This window comes from Pseudooceanicola onchidii (genome assembly GCF_004959925.1).
Taxonomy (GTDB): domain Bacteria; phylum Pseudomonadota; class Alphaproteobacteria; order Rhodobacterales; family Rhodobacteraceae; genus Pseudooceanicola; species Pseudooceanicola onchidii.
On sequence record NZ_SPUW01000003.1, the window covers coordinates 211,163 to 228,837 of the forward strand.

13 protein-coding genes are annotated in these 17,675 nt (G+C 65.9%); 5 read left to right on the forward strand and 8 right to left on the reverse strand.

The annotated features are described in order from the left end of the window. The first annotated feature begins 41 nt into the window (after positions 1-41). The 3 genes from proC to E4S58_RS13985 are packed head-to-tail and all read left to right on the forward strand — an operon-like array spanning position 42 to position 2,135. Positions 42-854 (forward strand): pyrroline-5-carboxylate reductase, encoded by an 813-nt coding sequence (gene proC / locus E4S58_RS13975; protein WP_136637070.1) that lies wholly within the window; start codon positions 42-44, stop codon positions 852-854. Beyond that, positions 847-1,185: a tRNA-binding protein gene (locus E4S58_RS13980; protein ID WP_136637072.1), complete on the forward strand. Its 339-nt coding sequence runs from the start codon at positions 847-849 to the stop codon at positions 1,183-1,185. The genes proC and E4S58_RS13980 overlap by 8 nt, the downstream gene beginning before the upstream one ends. After that, positions 1,182-2,135 carry a 2-hydroxyacid dehydrogenase gene (locus E4S58_RS13985; RefSeq protein ID WP_136637073.1) on the forward strand — a complete coding sequence of 318 codons (954 nt, stop codon included), beginning with the start codon at positions 1,182-1,184 and terminating at the stop codon, positions 2,133-2,135. Before E4S58_RS13980 ends, E4S58_RS13985 begins: the two co-directional genes overlap by 4 nt. 51 nt (positions 2,136-2,186) lie before the next feature. On the opposite strand, the gene E4S58_RS13990 is transcribed toward E4S58_RS13985, so the two are convergent. The 5 genes from E4S58_RS13990 to E4S58_RS14010 form a co-directional block, all read right to left on the reverse strand. After that, on the reverse strand, positions 2,187-3,065 hold the full coding sequence (locus tag E4S58_RS13990) for a transglutaminase family protein (RefSeq protein WP_136637074.1): 879 nt from the start codon (positions 3,063-3,065) through the stop codon (positions 2,187-2,189). 3 nt (positions 3,066-3,068) lie between these two features. Then, entirely contained in the window at positions 3,069-5,480 is a 2,412-nt protein-coding gene (locus E4S58_RS13995; protein ID WP_136637075.1) for a circularly permuted type 2 ATP-grasp protein, read from the reverse strand. Between the two features lie 19 nt (positions 5,481-5,499). Next, on the reverse strand, positions 5,500-8,925 hold the full coding sequence (locus E4S58_RS14000; RefSeq protein WP_136637076.1) for a transglutaminase family protein: 3,426 nt from the start codon (positions 8,923-8,925) through the stop codon (positions 5,500-5,502). 138 nt (positions 8,926-9,063) lie between these two features. Continuing rightward, a complete protein-coding gene (locus E4S58_RS14005) occupies positions 9,064-10,023 on the reverse strand; it encodes a zinc-binding metallopeptidase family protein (RefSeq protein ID WP_136637077.1) in 960 nt (319 codons plus the stop codon). 60 nt (positions 10,024-10,083) lie between these two features. Beyond that, positions 10,084-10,671, reverse strand: a complete 588-nt coding sequence (locus E4S58_RS14010; protein WP_136637078.1) for a thymidine kinase — start codon at positions 10,669-10,671, stop codon at positions 10,084-10,086. Positions 10,672-10,763: 92 nt separating this feature from the next. Here E4S58_RS14010 and arsH point away from each other — a divergent pair, with 92 nt between their 5' ends. Continuing rightward, on the forward strand, positions 10,764-11,507 hold the full coding sequence (gene arsH / locus E4S58_RS14015) for an arsenical resistance protein ArsH (RefSeq protein ID WP_136637079.1): 744 nt from the start codon (positions 10,764-10,766) through the stop codon (positions 11,505-11,507). 116 nt (positions 11,508-11,623) lie between these two features. Here the strand turns inward: arsH and E4S58_RS14020 are convergent, their stop codons facing one another. After that, a complete protein-coding gene (locus E4S58_RS14020; protein ID WP_136637080.1) occupies positions 11,624-12,358 on the reverse strand; it encodes a VPLPA-CTERM sorting domain-containing protein in 735 nt (244 codons plus the stop codon). A gap of 190 nt (positions 12,359-12,548) precedes the next feature. Then, positions 12,549-15,824, reverse strand: coding sequence for a carbamoyl-phosphate synthase large subunit (carB, locus tag E4S58_RS14025; protein WP_136637081.1), 3,276 nt, complete (start codon positions 15,822-15,824; stop codon positions 12,549-12,551). A 257-nt stretch (positions 15,825-16,081) separates the two neighbouring features. Here carB and E4S58_RS14030 point away from each other — a divergent pair, with 257 nt between their 5' ends. Further along, entirely contained in the window at positions 16,082-16,669 is a 588-nt protein-coding gene (locus E4S58_RS14030; RefSeq protein WP_136637082.1) for a GcrA family cell cycle regulator, read from the forward strand. Between the two features lie 59 nt (positions 16,670-16,728). Here E4S58_RS14030 and E4S58_RS14035 read toward each other — a convergent pair whose 3' ends face one another. Further along, a complete protein-coding gene (locus E4S58_RS14035; RefSeq protein ID WP_136637083.1) occupies positions 16,729-17,658 on the reverse strand; it encodes an alpha/beta hydrolase in 930 nt (309 codons plus the stop codon). Positions 17,659-17,675: the final 17 nt, after the last annotated feature.

Sequence of the window (17,675 nt, forward strand, 5' to 3'; positions counted from 1 at the left end):
GGGGGCGGGACGTCAAGCGCCCCCGAGACAGGAGGCAAGGCATGTTGGACACTGTGGCCCGTCAGGGCATGGTCCTGATGGGATGTGGAAAGATGGGGGGCGCGATGCTCTCCGGTTGGCTGAAGGGCGGATTGCCGCCCGCCAGTGTCTGGGTCAGCGACCCTTATCCCGCGGACTGGCTGACCGGTGCGGGGGTTCATATCAACGCCGAATTTCCCGATGCGCCTGCCGTGGCGCTGATCGCGGTCAAGCCGCAGATGATGGGCGATGCGCTGCCCGCGGTCGCGGCGCTTGGCGGTGGTCCGACGCTGGTGATTTCCGTCGCCGCCGGCACGCCGATCGCCAAGTTCGAAGAGGTCTTCGGCCCCGGCACCCCGGTCATCCGCGCCATGCCCAACACTCCCGCCGCCATCGGGCGCGGGATCACGGCAATCATTGGCAACGACGCGGTGACCGAAGATCACATGGCCATGGCCGAAGACCTGCTGTCGGCGGTCGGTCAGGTCGTGCGGCTGGAAAACGAGGGCCAGATGGATGCGGTCACGGCCGTGTCGGGCTCTGGCCCCGCCTATGTGTTCCACCTGATCGAAACGCTGGCCCGCGCGGGCGAGGCCGAGGGGCTGCCGGCGGATCTCGCCATGGCGCTGGCCAAGGCGACAGTCGGCGGGGCGGGTGATCTGGCGGAACAGGCCGACGAGGACCCGGGCCAGCTGCGCGTCAATGTCACCAGCCCAAATGGCACCACGCAGGCCGCTTTGGAGGTTCTGATGGATGAGACGGACGGCTTCCCCGCGCTGCTGAAACGCGCCGTGAAGGCGGCCGCGGACCGGTCGAAGGAGCTGAGCCGTGGCTGAGATCACCTTTGACGATTTCCTCAAGGTCGATATCCGCGCGGGCAAGGTCGTCCGCGCCGAACCCTTTCCCGAAGCGCGCAAGCCCGCGATCAAGCTCTGGATCGATTTCGGACCCGAGATCGGGGAAAAGAAGACCTCGGCCCAGATCACCGATCATTATGATCCTGAAGGGCTGATCGGACGCATGGTCATGGCCGTGGTGAACTTTCCGCCGCGCCAGATCGGCCCGTTCATGTCCGAAGTCCTGACGCTTGGCGTGTCGGATGACGCTGGCGGGATCGTCCTGATCGCACCGGATCAGGACGTGGCCCCGGGGGGGCGGATGCATTGAAACGTGTCCTGATCAGCCGACCGATGCCGCCCCGCACCCTGGCCGCTGCGGAAGAGCTTTTCGATATCGAGGTGCGCAGTTCCAACAAGCCTATGTCTGCGGGCGAACTGCGCGCGGGCTTTGCCGTCTATGACGGGATGATGGTGACGCTTGGCGATGCCATCACCGCCGATCTGCTGGCCGATTTCGGGCGTCCGCGCTGCAAGATGGTCGCGAATTTCGGGGTGGGCTACAATCATATCGACGTGGCCGCCTGTGCCGCGCATGGGGTGACGGTGTCGAACACGCCGGGCGCCGTGACCGATGCCACCGCCGATATCGCCATGACCCTGATGCTGATGACCGCGCGCCGCGCGGGTGAAGGCGAACGCATGGTCCGCGCCGGGCAATGGGAGGGCTGGCATCCCACCCAGCTTCTGGGGCTGCACCTGACCGGCAAGACCGTCGGCATCGTCGGCATGGGCCGGATCGGCCAGGCGATCGCGCGGCGCTGCCACTTCGGTTTCGGGATGGACGTGCTTTATGCCAACCGGTCGCAGAAGTCGGTGGATTTCCCGGCAACCCAGCTGCCGCTTGCGGAGGTCGCCGCCAAGGCCGACGTGGTGATCGTCGCCGCCCCCGGCGGGGCCGAGACCGAGCACCTGATCGACGCGAAGGTGCTGGGGGCAATGCAGTCGCATGCCATCCTGGTCAACATCGCGCGCGGCAATATCGTCGACGAGGCCGCGCTGGTCACGGCGCTTCAGAAGGGCCAGATCGGTGGTGCGGGGCTGGATGTCTACGAATATGAGCCCAAGGTCAGCCCGGCGCTTCTGACGATGGAGAACGTCAGCCTTCTGCCGCATCTCGGCACGTCGTCGCTTGAGGTGCGCGAAGAGATGGGGCTGATGGCGGTCGACAACCTGAAGGCCTATTTCGCCGGGGACGAGGTGCCCAACAAGGTGGCCTAAACCATTGGTCAGGATGGGGACGGGCCCGGGGACGCCCGGGCCGTTCCCGGTCTAGGCCACCACCGCGACGTCGACGCTTTGATCGCTGTCCTGATCCCCCGCGCCGCGCATCGATCCGCGGACCGGGGCCACGTCGTCGTAATCACGGCCGTAGCCGATGACGATATAGTCGCTGCCGGCGAACTGGTCGTTGGTCGGATCGAATTCGACCCAGCCGGTTTCCGGCCCCGCCCAGGCGCGTACCCAGGCGTGCATTGCGTCCACGCCGACCAGCTTTTCCTTGCCGGGGGGCGGATAGGTCCGCAGGAAGCCCGAGACATAGGCCGCCGGTATGCCGACCCCGCGCAGGGCCGAGATCATGATATGCGAGAAATCCTGGCAGACGCCGGCGCGTGTATCGAAGGCCTCTTCCACGGTCGTGTCGACATCCGTGGCATCGGCTGAATAGGTCATCTCTTCGTGGATGGCATGGCCGATGGCGCGAACGGCGTCCCGGGCCGACATGCCGGGCGTCAGCTGGTCGCGAGCGAAGGCGTTGATCTTGGTCAGGATCGGCACCCGGCGCGACGAGGCGGTGAAATGCAGAGGCGACTCGGGCCCGGCATCGCGACAGGCGGCCAGATCGGCCGGCAGCTGCGACAGCGGAGAGGCCAGAGCGAGGCGCGGCGCCTCTCCGTGGCGTTCGGCGCGGAAGGCGAGCGTGATCTTCACCTCTTCGATCGGGTCGTGCCAGACGGCCGAGGCCACGGGGTTGCGGAAGAAATCGGTGAACCAGACCTGTTCGGAGGGGCGCGGGGTCAGCGCGAGGGTCCAGTCGTGGATGTTTTGCAGGCCGGGGATGTCGCGCGGCAGCAGGCGCAGCAGGTTGCGCGTGTGCATCGTCGGCTGGCTGTAGGCATAGTTGATGCGCAGGGTGACGTCGTATTGCATGGCTTATCGCAGATGCGCCTCCGACAGGCGGTCGGACATGCGCGCCAGCGCCTCGCGCACCTCGGCCAGTCCGGCGGGGGTCAGATCCGAGGGAAGTTCAACCTCGAGCCGCGTGCGCAGGGGCAGCAGTTCGCGCACCAGCGGTGTCGGGCGGGCGGTGCGATTGGCGCCGGGCATGCCTTCGGCGAATTCCTGCATCTCGCGCAGCTGGAACAGAAGCGAGCGGGGATTGCCGGCGTCATGGGCCAGCAGGTCGACTACGGTATCGCGCGTCGGCTCCAGCGCATAGCGGCGGCGGTGCGCCATGGTGCTGTCTCCGACTTCAAGCGCGATGTCGAGCGCGCCTTCGGGCGCCGCCGGATCGGCAAAGTGTTCCAGGATCGCGGCCAGCGTGTCGCAGCGTTCCATCGATCGCCCGATATTGAGGAACCGCCAGCCGTAGAAGCGGTACATGTTCTCGACCACCACGCCCGAAAAACCGGCGGTCTTGCGCAGCAGCACGCTCATCGCGCGGGCGGCATCATCGCCGGGCGTTGCGGTTTCGGACATCTGCCGTGTGGTGCGGATCAGGTCGTTGAGCGCGAACCACGCGTCGGTCGAGAAACGGTCGCGGATCCGGCCGGCGCAGTTGTGCGCGGCCTGAAGCCGGTCGATCAGCCCGTCGGGGATCGCCTGCGTGGCATCGACGCCCATAGGCTCAAGGTAGTCCGCGATGCTGGCCAAAATCGGGTCGTCGTCGCTGTCGGTCGTGGCCAGCCGCAGGTTGTAGGCCCGCAGCAGGCGGGCGACGTCTTCGAACCGGACCATGTAGCGGCCCAGCCAGAACAGGTTGTCGGCGGCGCGGGCGGGCAGGGCCACGGCTTCGGTCCGGACCGACCGGTGGCCCGAAGGGTCCGGGCTTGCCTTGGTGCTGGCCGTGTCCGGCACCCGGTCGTCCGAGATGATCAGCACATCCGACACGCTGCCGCCGCGTTGCATGGCAAGGGCGGTCGCATCACCCGGCGGGCCGATGCGGGCATAGCCGCCCTGCATGAAGGTCCAGCCGCGTTCGGTGCGCGCGGCGAAGACCCGGATGGTGGTCGGACAGGGGGTCAGGCGGGGGCCATCTTCGCCGTCGATCCAGGCGGGGGTGGTCGACAGCGATATCGCCTCCTGCCCGACAAGGTCGGGGGCCGGATCATCCAGCAACTGCCGGATCTCGGGTTCGGCCCCGCGCACGGTTTCCGAATTGCTGTCGAAGGGCAGGTCGCCCGACAGGGCCGGGGCGATCAGCATCCGGTCCATGTTGTCGCGCACATAGGCGCGGGCGCTGTCGTCGCCGCACCACCACGTCGCGATGTTGGGCAGGGCCAGGGTCTGGCCGGTCAGCACCTCGCTGATGCGCGGCAGGAAGGCCATCAGCGCCCGTGTTTCCAGCACGCCCGAGCCGAGCGCATTGACCATCGCCAGATTGCCTGACCGCACCGCGTCCATCAGGCCCGGCACGCCGATCCAGCTTTCGGGATTGTATTCCAGCGGGTCGGCAAAGCTTGCGTCGATGCGACGCCACAGCAGGCCAAGCGGCACCGGCCCTTCGATCGTGCGCACCATGGCCTGACCGTTCTGGACAAGGATGTCTTCCCCTTCCAGAAGCAGCAAGCCGAGGTACCGCGCAATATAAAGGTGTTCGAAGAAGGCGTCGTTGGCGCGGCCGGGGGTCAGCAGGCCGAACTGGTGCGGTTCGCTGCGTCCGTCGCCGGCCAGCTTTTGCAAGGCATTGCGGAAGCCTTCGAAGAACCCGGCGATCCGGTGCGTGTAGGCGCGCGGGTAATCTTCGGGAAAGATCCGCCGCATCGCCATGCGGTTTTCCAGCGCGAAACCCGCGCCCGAAGGCGCCTGTGTCCGGTCGCCCAGAACCAGCCAGCTGCCGTCGGGGGACCGGCCGATTTCAAAGGCGAGGAAATGCAGGTAGTGCCCGCCGCGCGGTTCGACCCCGACCATCGGGCGTTTCCAATGGCTGTTCTCGGTGATCAGCCGGGGCGGCAGGTGTCCGTCGCGCAACAGGGTGGCCGGGCCGTAAAGGTCGGCCATCACCCGTTCCAGAAGCTCGGCTCGCTGGCTTAGGCCCGCGCAGATTTCATCCCATTCGCTGTCGTGCAGCAACACGGGGATATTGGCCAGCGGCCATTCGCGTTCGTTCAGGGGATCCTGCGAATACTGGCGGAAATAGACCCCGGCATCGCGCAGGTACTGGCGGCCGCGTTCGAACTTGGCGCGCAGTTCTTCCTCGGACAGGTTGGACAGCGTGGCGACGAACTTCTTCCAGACCGGGCGCATGTTGCCGTCGCGGTCGAACAACTCGTCCGCCACGCCCTGCACGGGCGCATATCCCCTGAGCAGGGGGCTGTCCGCGCCGGTCTTCGTCGGCTTATCCATGGACCCTCCGGTAAAGAAGTTATCCCAATCCTGTTGGACGCCGGAGGTCAAGGGTCATCGGGAACTCCGGATGGGGGATTTCCGGGGCGGGGCGATAGGGCGCGGGCGTGTGACCATGGGGTTCGAACCGCGCAAGTCGGCGCGCCTCGGCCTCGTATCCGTTGACCGGGAAGGTGTCGTAGTTGCGCCCGCCCGGGTGGGCGACGTGATAGGTGCAGCCCGTCAGCGCGCGGCCCGTCCAGTCGTCGTAGATGTCGATGGTCAGCGGCGCGTTGACCGGCAGGGTCGGGTGCAGCGCCTCGGCCGGTTGCCAGGCCTTGAAGCGGATGCCACCCACGGAAGTCGCCGAAGTCTGGGTCTTGGCCATCGGCACGGGGCGCTGGTTGCACATGACGCGATACCGGTCCTGGTGCAGCGTGGTCAGCTTGACCTGCAGCCGTTCGACGGAACTGTCGGTGTAGCGCACCGTACCGCCGATCGCGCCCATTTCACCCAGCACGTGCCAGGGCTCCAACGCCTGCCGGACCTCGAGGTGCACGCCCTCGGCCTCGATCTGGCCGCAGAAGGGGAAACGGAATTCCGACTGCGCCTCGAACCACACGGGGTCGAGGTCATAGCCATGATCCCGCAGGTCCCGCAGCAGGTCGAGCAGGTCTTCCCACAGGTAGTGCGGCAGCATGAAGCGGTCGTGCAGGACGGTGCCCCATCTGACGGGCTTGCCCTTGACCGGGTTTTCCCAGCAACGCGCGATGATGGCGCGCAGCAGGACCTGCTGGGCCAGCGACATGCGCGGATCGGGCGGCATCTCGAACCCGCGGAATTCGACTAGGCCAAGGCGGCCCGTGGGGCCGTCGGGTGAATAAAGTTTGTCGATGCAGATCTCGGCCCGGTGCGTGTTGCCGGTGACGTCGGTCAGCATGTTGCGCAGCAGGCGGTCGACCAGCCAGGGCGGCGGCGGGGTGCCGTCGCCGGGGGCGTGGATCTGGGATAGCGCGATTTCCAGTTCGTAGAGCGTGTCGTGCCGCGCCTCGTCGATCCGGGGGGCCTGCGAGGTCGGGCCGATGAAGAGACCCGAGAAAAGATAGCTGAGGCAGGGATGCCGCTGCCACGTCAGAATCAGCGATTTCAGCAGGTCCGGGCGACGCAGGAAGGGGCTGTCGTTGGTGGTCGAGCCGCCGAAGACGATGTGGTTGCCGCCCCCCGTTCCAGTATGTCGTCCGTCGATCATGAACTTGTCGGCGCCAAGGCGGGACTGGCGGGCCTCTTCATAGATCGCCTCGGTGGTGGCGACACAGTCGTCCCAGTTGTGGGCGGGGTGAATGTTCACCTCGATCACGCCGGGGTCGGGGGCGACGCGGATGTTGTTCAGGCGCGGATCGGACGGGGGCGAATAGCCCTCGATATGGATCGGCATGTTCAGATCGGCGGCGGTTTCCTCGGCCGCGGCGATCAGTTCAAGGTAATCCTCCAGCCGGTCGCAGGGCGGCATGAAAAGACACAGCCGTCCGTCACGCGGTTCGATGGCGATGGCGGTGCGGACGGCGCCAAAGGCGGGGTCGTTGCCTTCGCCTTGGGGGACGATCTTTTGTTCGCTGACTTCGGGCGCCGGGGTGGTTTCGCCGGTCTGGGTGCGGTCCTTGGTTTCCTCGGGCAGAAGGCGCGCGCGTTCCTCGGCCTCTTCGGCTTCGATCCGGGCGATCTCCTCGGCCAGGGCCTGGCGGCGTGCGGCAACATCGGCGTGGAAATCGGGCAGGGGGCCGCGATCCTCGGTCGTGTCGGCGGGATAGGAATAGGGATAATGGGCCGGGGCGATATAGGGCAGGGAGCCGAGCGGCAGGCGGAAGCCGACGGGGCTGTCGCCGGGGACCAGGAACAGCTTGCCGCGCCGGGGTTTCCAGCGCTCGGACTGCCATTTCGACGCCTTGCCCTGCCACCGCTGGATTGGCAGGACATAACCCGCCGCCTCGGTCAGGGTGCGGTTGAAGACGCGGGCATAACGGGCGCGGTCCTCGGGGTTCTTGAGCTTGGAGTTTTCGGGCGTGACGTTGGCGGGCAGGTTGGCTTCCTTGAGGATCCATTCGGCGGGATCCTCATAGGCGGGCTGCGCGTAATCGGCCTCCAGCCCGAGCGCTTCGGCAAAGCGGCCCATGAAACGGCCCGCGTCCTCGGCCGTCGGCTGGGTGCCTCCGGTTTCGCGGGCGATCAGGTCGGTGTTCTTCCAGACCGGCTGGCCATCGGTGCGCCAGTAAAGCGAAAAGGTCCAGCGCGGCAGGCTTTCGCCGGGATACCACTTGCCCTGTCCGTAATGCAGGAACCCGCCCGGCGCGAACCGGTCCTTGAGGCGGCGGATCAGCGTGTCGGCCAGCCCGCGTTTCTGGGGCCCGACAGCATCAGTGTTCCATTCGCCCGACTCGAAGTCGTCGATCGACACAAAGGTCGGCTCGCCCCCCATGGTCAGGCGCACGTCGCCTTTTTCCAGCCGGTCGTCGACGTGGCGGCCAAGGGCGTTCAGCCGGTCCCAGGCCTCGTCCGAGAAGGGCTTGGTGATCCGGGGATGTTCGGCCACCCTTTTGATCTGCATATCGAAGTTGAAGTCGACCTCGGGCGCGCCGGCCGAGGAAAAGCCGCCCGCGATCGGGGCTGCGTTCTGGTAGTGCGGCGTGGCGGCCAGCGGGATGTGGCTCTCTCCGGTCATCAGGCCCGAGGTCGGGTCAAAGCCGATCCAGCCCGCGCCGGGCAGATAGACCTCGGTCCAGGCGTGCAGGTCGGTGAAATCATGGTCGGTGCCCGAGGGACCATCCAGCGCCTCTAGATCCGGCTTCAGCTGGATCAGGTAGCCCGACACGAACCGCGCCGCGAAACCAAGGTTGCGCAGCACCTGCACCAGCAACCAGGACGAGTCGCGGCAGGACCCGGAGCCGATCGTCAGTGTTTCCTCGGGGGAATAGACCCCGGGTTCCATCCGGATGGTATATTCGACGGCCTCGGACACGCGGCGGTTCAGCTCCACCAGGAAATCGACGGTGCGCGCCTCGGTCCGGTCGATGGTGTCGAGGAAGGCCTGAAGGGCCGGGGAGACGGGTTCGGGCCTGCGGTAGATCGACAGGTCCTCGGCCAGTTCCGCAGGATAGTCGAAAGGCCAGGTTTCGGCCGTTTCATCGACGAAGAAGTCGAAGGGGTTGTAGACCGTCATGTCGGCGACCAGGTCGACCTCGATCTTGAATTCGCGCACGGGTTCGGGGAAGACGAAGCGCGCCATCCAGTTGCCATAGGGATCCTGCTGGTGGTTCACGAAATGCCCGCCGGGGCTGACGCGCAGCGCATGGGAGATCACCCGTGTCCGGCTATGCGGTGCGGGCCGCAGCCGGATGATCTGCGGCGACAGCGTGACCGGGCGGTCGTACTTGTAATGGGTCAGGTGATAGATGCTTGCGTGGATCGCCATGGGCCTGTCTTTCGCTTGGTCGCGCTGCCGGTCAGCCTATCCCGGGAACACCATCGTGCCACCGGTACAGGCCCCTTCGACGATAAAGCGGGCGGGCGTCAATGCAAGCGTGCCGCAAATTTCGGCAGATCGGCGCCCCTAGCCGTTCAGCCGCAGGTGTTTGTGGGCAAAGGCGAATTTGCGGCGCACCCCGTCGGGCAGGACGAAGGGATAGACATCCGCCAGATCCAGCGCCCGGTTGACGTGATTGACGGCGATCGACAGGTCCACCGCGCGCGAGATCACGGTGTCGGTGTCCGGATCGGCATAGGCGTCATAGCCCGGCATCAACCCGTCAGGCAGCGACAGCTGCGCCGCCGCCCCGCTGTCGATCAGGTCGACGAGGTGCAGCAGATGCGCGATGGTTTCGGCCCAGTCCTCGTGCGGGTGGGCGGTGGCGTAGCTGGTGATGTGGTCGTCATCGGCGGGCCGGGGGTTTTCATAATGCGCCTCGAGCGCGGCGCCGTAATCCGCCGTCTCGTCGCCGAAGAGCGCGCGGAACCCGTCAAGGAAGCCGGGATCTTCGGCCAGCCGCAGGAACAGGAAATGCGCGACCTCGTGCCGGATGTGGCCGGTCATGGTCCGGTACAGCTCTCCCAGATCTTCCTGGCGTTTGGCCAGCACGGCTTCGGAGGCCTCGGTGACGTTGATCGTGATCAGCCCGTCAGCATGGCCCATGGTCACGTTTTCCGCACCGGCGAGGGTCTTTTCCGACAGCATCTTGAAGGTCGGGCGCGCGCCGTGGTCGGCGGCGGTGAACCAGCCCCAACGGCCCAGGTTGGCGGTGACCCATCTTTTCGACAACTCGCTGTAATTCCACATGGGCAGGTTGTCGGGTTCGCGCAGGTCCGGCACGGTTTCGGTCATGGCGCAGGACCGGCAAAGCCCGTCCATTTCGGCAAGCCAGTTGCAGCCGATGTCGTCACGGTTGACGCAGGGCTGGCCCTCGGACTGCATCACCTGCCGTTCGGGGTCGAACAGCACCGGCTGACCGCAGGTGCAGGCGAGGTTATGAAAATAGACCGGCGCGGCGCAGGCAGGGCAGCGGAAGATTTGCATGTGGCAGTGCCTTTCCTAGATTGCCCTCTCAAACGGCCCAGACCGGGCTTGGTTCCCGGTTCAGGACACCGGGTCGCCCATTTCCTCGCGCCAGTGGCGCCGGCAGAGCGAGACATAGGTCTCGTTGCCGCCGACCTGGACCTGCGCCCCTTCGCGCAGGGCGCGACCGTCGGGCCCGCGGCGCACGACCATGGTGGCCTTCTTGCCGCAATGACAGATTGTGCGAACTTCGCGCATTTCATCTGCCAGAGCCAGCAGCGCGGCGGATCCCTCGAACAGGTGGCCCAGGAAATCGACCCGCAGACCATAGCACATCACCGGCACGCGCAGGTCATCGACGGCGCGGGCAAGCTGCCAGACCTGATCGCGGGTCAGGAACTGCGCCTCGTCCAGGAAGATGCAGGCGCAGGGGCCGTCGCCCAGCCGCCGTTTGATCTTGGCAAATAGGTCCGTGTCGGGGGCGAAGGTATCCGCCTTGGCACCAATGCCGATGCGGCTGGCGATGCGGCCCTGTCCGGCACGGGTGTCCAGCTTGGCCGTCAGCAGATAGGTCTGCATGCCCCGTTCGATATAGTTGTGCGATGCCTGAAGCAGGACGGTCGATTTGCCCGCGTTCATGGTGGAGTAATGGAAGTAGAGCTTGGCCATGGGGGAATTAGGCCGGGTTCGGCAGGGCTGTCCAGTAGGCAATCGGCGCCATGGGGCGTTCCGGGGGTGCACATGCGGCGACATCACCCTAGATGGGGGACACGACCCTGCGAACGGAGCCCCCCTTGACCCAAGACGACCTGCCCGCGCTGGACCCGCACAGCCTGCCCGCGATCGACATCGACATGCTGGCCGCGCCCGGCGATCCGCGCCACGCCCCGCGCATCCTGCTGCTGTACGGCGCGCTGCGGCCGCAGAGCTATTCGAAGAAGACGGTGCATGAGGCCGCGCGGATCCTGCGCGCCCTGGGCTGCGAGACACGGATCTTCGACCCCTCGGGGCTGCCGCTGTACGATCCGGCAGAGGACGAGCATCCCAAGGTCGTCGAGCTGCGCGAGCTGGCGGTCTGGTGCGAGGGCATGGTCTGGTCGACGCCGGAACAGCATGGCGCGATGTCGGCGGTGATGAAGCTGCAGGTGGACTGGCTGCCGCTGAGCATGGGCGGCATCCGTCCGACGCAGGGCAAGACGCTGGCGCTGATGCAGGTGTCGGGCGGATCGCAGTCGTTCAACGCGGTGAACCAGATGCGGATCATGGGGCGCTGGATGCGGATGGTGACGATCCCCAACCAGTCCTCGATCCCGCGCGCCTTCCTGGAATACGACGAAGGCGACCGGCTGCCCGAGGGACCGTTCTATCGCAGGGTGGTCGACGTTATGGAGGAGCTGGTCAAGTTCACCTGGCTGGTGCGGGGTCGGGCCGATTACCTGGTCGACCGCTATTCCGAACGGGTCGAGTCGGCCGACGACCTGTCGTCGCGCGTGAACAAGATGTGAGATCAGAGGGCGCTGCCCTCTCTTGGCCCCTGCGGGTCCAATTCACACCCGGGATATGGACCCAGGGGAAGCAGGGGACGGCGCGGTGGCCCGGCGGGGTCGCCGGGCCGAAGCGGTCAGGCCTTGCGCTTGCGCAGGGCGAGTGCGGCCAGGCCGGTGATCAGGAGAACGCCGCCGGCGGGCAGCGGGACGGCGGGCGTTTGTCCTTGATTCTCGGAGAGCAGGACACCTGAGACTGCAGCGCCGGACGTGCTGTCCCAGTTGGCGAAATTGCTTTGCGAGTAACTGTTGCAGGCGCCACCGTGGAAATAGTCTGGTTTGCAGGTCATTTGCAGACGCGTCACGTTGTAGCTGCCGTCGGTTTGGCGCACGAGATTCAGCAGCATTTCGAACGGATAGAGCGTGTCATCATTCGGGTCATAGTTTGTGATGAGCGAGGACGGGCCGAAGCGCGTGTCGAAGCTGAAAATCTTGGTCAGTGTGATCGTCGCGCCGCTCACAGTTGCAATGCTGCCGTCACCGAAAGACAGGTTCAGGTTTGCATTAACCACAAAGTTCCCGCTCGTCGGAGAGATCGATCCTTCGGGATAGCCGTGTGGCAGGCGCGTGTTCAGGTTGTAGCCCAAGATGGCGTCGGCTGAACCGCTGGTGTCGATGTCCAGAGTACCGCTTACATAGCCCGTCGTTCCGTAATAGGAGTTTCCGGTGTTTGGCCCGGAGGTGATGTCGACTGGGTAGAATGCAGTACGTGTCTGGTCTGCTTCGGTATCGTAGGTGTATCGGATGGTATTCGCCTGGGCGGCGACGGTGCCTGCGACCAGCGCGGCGAAGGCAAGAGAAATCAGTTTCATTCAAATCTCCAGAAATGCAGAGTGTCGGCTGCTTATGGAGATTTTTACATTCGAAAGGAACCCCCCTGTTCAGAGGGGGAACCTTTTGATTTCACACTGCCTTGCGGTGCTCAGAGCGGTCCCGGGATCAGTGAAGATCCGGCGCAGCTGGCCAGCGCGGCAAGGGCGATGAAGGCGAGCGTCACGCGGATCATGCGCCCGCGAGCTCCTGCAGGGAGGTCACCTTGAGGCTGTCCATATCGCGCGAGGCGATGGCCTGGGCGGCGGCCTGGGCGCCGGCGGCGGTCGTGAAATACGGGATCTTGTCGTAAAGCGCGACGGACCGGATTTCACGGCTGTCCTCGATCGACTGCTGGCCTTCGGTCGTGTTCAGCACCAGGGCGATCTGGTCGTCCTTGAGCTGGTCGACGATGTTCGGGCGGCCCTCATAGACCTTGTTCACAAGTTCGCAGCCGATTCCGGCACCCTTGAGCCAGGCGGCGGTGCCGCGGGTTGCGACAAGCGTGAAGCCGTTGGTGGCGAGCGTCTGAGCCGCCTCCATCATCGCTTCGGTCTTGTCTTCGTCCCGGATCGAGATGAAGACGCGGCCGCCGGTCGGCAGGTCGTTTCCGGCGCCCAACTGCGCCTTGAGGAAGGCGCGGGCGAAGGTGGTGTCGGATCCCATGACCTCGCCGGTCGAGCGCATTTCGGGGCCGAGGATCGTGTCGACGCCGGGGAAGCGGGCGAAGGGCAGCACGGCCTCTTTCACCGCAAACCGCTTGATCATCGGGTCGACCAGATCGAAGGTCGCCAGCTTTTCGCCGGCCATGACCCGTGCGGCGATGGATGCGACGGGGCTGTTCACCGCCTTGGCCACGAAGGGCACGGTGCGCGAGGCGCGCGGGTTCACCTCGATCAGGTAGACCTCGCCGTTCTTGACTGCGTACTGCACGTTCATCAGGCCGACGACGTTGAGTTCCTTCGCCAGGGCGACGGTCTGGCGGCGCACCTCGGCGATGATCTCTTCGCTCAGCGAATAGGGGGGCAGGGAACAGGCGCTGTCGCCCGAATGCACGCCGGCCTCTTCGATGTGCTGCATGATGCCCGCGACATGGACGTCGGTGCCGTCGCACAGCGCGTCGACGTCCAGTTCGGTCGCATTGGCGAGATAGCTGTCTAGCAGAACGGGGCTGTCGCCGGACACGACCACCGCATCGCGGATATAGCGTTTCAACCCGTCCATGTCGCGCACGATCTCCATCGCGCGGCCGCCCAGCACGTAGGATGGGCGAATGACCAGCGGGAAGCCGATGCCTTCGGCGATTTCCAAAGCCTCGGCGTCGGAATGCGCGATGCCGTTCTTGGGCTGCTTGAGACCAAGGCGGTTCACCAGGTCCTGGAACCGCTCGCGGTCCTCGGCCAGGTCGATGGCGTCGGGGGTGGTGCCGAGGATCGGGATGCCTTCGGCTTCAAGAGCATTGGCGAGCTTCAGCGGCGTCTGGCCGCCGAACTGGACGATCACACCGTGCAGCGTGCCCTTTTCCTGTTCGACGCGCAGGATCTCCATCACGTGCTCGAAGGTCAGCGGTTCGAAATACAGCCGGTCCGAGGTGTCATAGTCGGTCGACACGGTTTCCGGGTTGCAGTTGACCATGATGGTTTCATAGCCCGCGTCGGTCAGCGCAAAACAGGCGTGGCAGCAGCAATAGTCGAACTCGATCCCCTGGCCGATCCGGTTGGGACCGCCGCCGAGGATCACGACCTTCTTGCGGTCCGAGGGGCGCGCCTCGTCCTCGACCTCGCCCATCATGGGCTCTTCGTAGGTCGAATACATGTAGGGCGTCTGCGCTTCGAATTCGGCGGCGCAGGTGTCGATCCGCTTGAAGACGGCGGTGATGCCAAGGTTGTGGCGGGCACGGCGCACCTGGTCCTCGTCGCGGGCCGACAGCTTGGCCAGACGCGCGTCGGTGAAGCCCATCATCTTGTACTTGCGCAGGCCTTCCTCGGTCACCGGCAGGCCGTTCACCTTGATTTCAGCCTCGGCGCGGATGATTTCGCGGATGCGGGCCAGGAACCAGGGGTCGAACGAGGTCACGCCCTGGATCTCGTCGTCGCTGAGGCCGTGGCGCATGGCCTGGGCGATGACGCGGATGCGGTCGGGGGTCTGTTCGCTCAGCGCCTTGACGATGGCGGCCTTGTCGGGGGCGCCGTCGATCTCGATCTCGTCCAGACCGGTCAGCCCGGTTTCCATCGAGGCCAGCGCCTTTTGCAGCGACTCGTGGAAGGACCGGCCGATCGCCATGGCCTCGCCCACGGATTTCATCGCGGTGGTCAGGTGCGGTTTCGATCCGGGGAACTTCTCGAAGGCGAAGCGGGGGATCTTGGTGACCACATAGTCGATGGTCGGCTCAAACGAGGCCGGGGTCACCTTGGTGATGTCGTTGTCGAGCTCGTCCAGGGTGTAGCCGACGGCCAGTTTCGCGGCGATCTTGGCGATCGGGAAGCCGGTGGCCTTCGACGCGAGCGCAGAGGACCGCGACACGCGGGGGTTCATCTCGATCACGACCATGCGGCCGTCAGCGGGGTTCACGGCCCACTGCACGTTCGACCCGCCGGTTTCCACGCCGATCTCGCGCAGGACCGCGATCGAGGCCGAGCGCATCGCCTGGTATTCCTTGTCGGTCAGGGTCAGGGCAGGGGCCACGGTGATGGAATCGCCGGTATGCACGCCCATGGGGTCCACGTTTTCGATGGAACAGACGATGATGGCGTTGTCGGCGCGGTCGCGCACGACTTCCATCTCGTACTCCTTCCAGCCCAGAAGGGATTCGTCGACGAGGATCTGGCCGACGGGCGAGGCCTCCATGCCCGAGCGGCAATAGTATTCGTAGTCTTCGCGGTTGTAGGCCACGCCGCCGCCGGTGCCGCCCAGGGTGAAGGCGGGACGAATGATCGCGGGAAGGCCGATTTCCTCAAGCGCGTCCAGCGCCTCGGCGAGGCCGGCCTTGATGTCGAACTTGCCGTCTTTCTTGGGCGCGGTGATGATCGTGGCCTTGGGGTTTTCCAGGCCGATCCGGTCCATCGCCTCGCGGAACAGCTTGCGATCTTCGGCCATTTCAATGGCTTCACGCTTGGCGCCGATCATCTCGACCCCGAATTTCTCAAGCACGCCCATCTCTTCCAGCGCGAGAGAGGTGTTCAGCCCGGTTTGGCCGCCCATGGTCGGCAGAAGCGCGTCGGGGCGTTCCTTTTCGATGATCTTGGCGACGACCTCCGGGGTGATCGGTTCGATGTAGGTGGCGTCGGCGAGGCCCGGATCCGTCATGATCGTGGCCGGGTTCGAGTTCACCAGGATGACCCGGTAACCTTCTTCGCGCAGGGCCTTGCAGGCCTGGGCGCCAGAGTAGTCGAATTCGCAGGCCTGTCCGATGACGATGGGCCCCGCACCGATGATCATGATCGATTTGATGTCGGTTCTTTTCGGCATGGTCATCCCCGGTCAGCGCAAATTGAGCGCGTTATAGTCATGGTGAGGGCCGGCGCAAGGGCCTGCACCCCCCTTTGTCGGCAGAATCACGACGCAAAGGAAGAGGTGCACGAATCGGTCCCTTGTATCTCCGGGGTGGGTGACTAGAATAGGGACGACTTGGGGGCGGTACGGGATACGTGCCGCCTTTGACTTGATAGCCCGGGCCGGTCGTGGGGACCGCCTGCGCGAAACGATACGAAAAGAGGATGCCGTCCATGTCCTGGACCGATGAACGCGTCGAGCTGCTGAAGAAGATGTGGACCGAAGGCCAGTCCGCCAGCCAGATTGCCAAGGAGCTGGGCGGCGTGACCCGCAATGCGGTGATCGGCAAGGTGCATCGCCTTGGCCTGTCCAACCGGACCGGCGGGGCGGCCTCCTCGGCGCCCGCCGCGGCGCCCAAGCCCGAACCCAAGGCAAAGGCCGCGCCCAAGGTCGCGCCCGCGCCCGCCCCGGAACCCGAGGTGGAAGAGGACGACGACGAGCCCCGCACCATGTCGGCCGCGCCCGCGGGCGTGCCGTCGCGCAAGGCCATCGTGCCCGCAGGCCAGCCCCTGCCGCCGCAGCCTTCGGCCAACGAGATCAGCCCCGAGGCGCTGGCCAAGGTCAACGAGATCGAAAAGAAGGCCAAGAAGCTGTCGCTGATGGAGTTGACCGAGCGGACCTGCAAATGGCCCGTCGGTGACCCGGCGACGGAAAAGTTCTGGTTCTGCGGCCTGCCGGTGCAGGCGGGCAAACCCTATTGCGAGGCGCATGTGGGCGTGGCGTTCCAGCCCATGTCCTCGCGGCGCGACCGCCGCCGCTGACATCTGTTTGATCGAATGCAAAATGGCCGGTGCGATGCATCGGCCCTTTTGCCTGGGCGTCATCCGGCGGCGCGACCAGCGCCGGGCAGGGGCAGCGGGATCTGCGACCAATCGGGCCGCCAGCGGGCGGACTGTGGGGCCGGGCGCTCGATCAGCCGCCGCAGCCGGGTGATCGGCAACGGGCTTGGGTCGGCCAGCAGCGCGGCATAAAGCGAAAACACACCGGGTCGCAGGTAGCTGGACCAGTGACAGACCCAATGCTGCGGCGGGGCGATCGGGTGGCCAAGCGCCCGCAGCGCCGCAAGCACATGGTCGGCATCCAGTGGCAGGGTCAGCCAGTTGGGCGTTCCGGGGGCGTCGCGGCCGATGCACCGTCCGCGCGCGGGACCGCCCAGAAGGCGTTCCATCAGCCGTTCATAGGGGCGGTTTTCCCGGCTCGTGATGCTGATGATCTGCGCCCTGCGCCCGGCCGGCGTGTCCGTCAGATCCTGGGCGGTGGCGCGAAATTCGGCCCCGGCCAAAAGAACCACGCGGTCCAGATCGCCCGCGCGTAGATAGGGCAGGGCAGACAGGGCAACCCGTGCCCCAAGCGAATGGGCCAGGATATGGACGGGCCGGTCGGGGGCCTTGTCGCGCAGCAGCCGGATCATCCGGGCCAGGGCCCGTCCGGCCTCGGCCGCGCGGTCATAGGCCTGCCAGATCGACCCGCGCGCGGCCCAGCCAAAGGCAATTCCAAGCGTGTCGGAGGTGTCCAGTCCCAGCCCGGCGGGCCAGCTCCGGGCCTTCCAGCAGGGATTGTCGCCGCGCAGCGACAGGATATGGTCATGCGGACAGTTGCGCCCGCCACCGGGGGTGAACTTGAAGCCGTGGATCATCACGATCACCGGGGCGGTCCCTGGCAGGTGCGGCGCCAGTGCGATCTCGACGGGGCGTCCCGTCCGATGCTCGGCCAGCCGACCGTTGGTGACATTGATCCTGGCCAAGGCCATCGGCGCATCCCCGATCA

What these genes read in the sequence shown, in the direction of transcription:
- E4S58_RS14030 (WP_136637082.1), top strand. Translation starts at nt 16,082, where the DNA reads ATGTCCTGGACCGATGAACGCGTCGAGCTGCTGAAGAAGATGTGGACC.
- arsH (WP_136637079.1), top strand. Translation starts at nt 10,764, where the DNA reads ATGGGGGACACGACCCTGCGAACGGAGCCCCCCTTGACCCAAGACGAC.
- carB (WP_136637081.1), bottom strand. Translation starts at nt 15,824, where the DNA reads ATGCCGAAAAGAACCGACATCAAATCGATCATGATCATCGGTGCGGGG.
- E4S58_RS14010 (WP_136637078.1), bottom strand. Translation starts at nt 10,671, where the DNA reads ATGGCCAAGCTCTACTTCCATTACTCCACCATGAACGCGGGCAAATCG.
- E4S58_RS13995 (WP_136637075.1), bottom strand. Translation starts at nt 5,480, where the DNA reads ATGGATAAGCCGACGAAGACCGGCGCGGACAGCCCCCTGCTCAGGGGA.
- E4S58_RS13990 (WP_136637074.1), bottom strand. Translation starts at nt 3,065, where the DNA reads ATGCAATACGACGTCACCCTGCGCATCAACTATGCCTACAGCCAGCCG.
- E4S58_RS14000 (WP_136637076.1), bottom strand. Translation starts at nt 8,925, where the DNA reads ATGGCGATCCACGCAAGCATCTATCACCTGACCCATTACAAGTACGAC.
- E4S58_RS14020 (WP_136637080.1), bottom strand. Translation starts at nt 12,358, where the DNA reads ATGAAACTGATTTCTCTTGCCTTCGCCGCGCTGGTCGCAGGCACCGTC.
- proC (WP_136637070.1), top strand. Translation starts at nt 42, where the DNA reads ATGTTGGACACTGTGGCCCGTCAGGGCATGGTCCTGATGGGATGTGGA.
- E4S58_RS14005 (WP_136637077.1), bottom strand. Translation starts at nt 10,023, where the DNA reads ATGCAAATCTTCCGCTGCCCTGCCTGCGCCGCGCCGGTCTATTTTCAT.
- E4S58_RS14035 (WP_136637083.1), bottom strand. Translation starts at nt 17,658, where the DNA reads ATGGCCTTGGCCAGGATCAATGTCACCAACGGTCGGCTGGCCGAGCAT.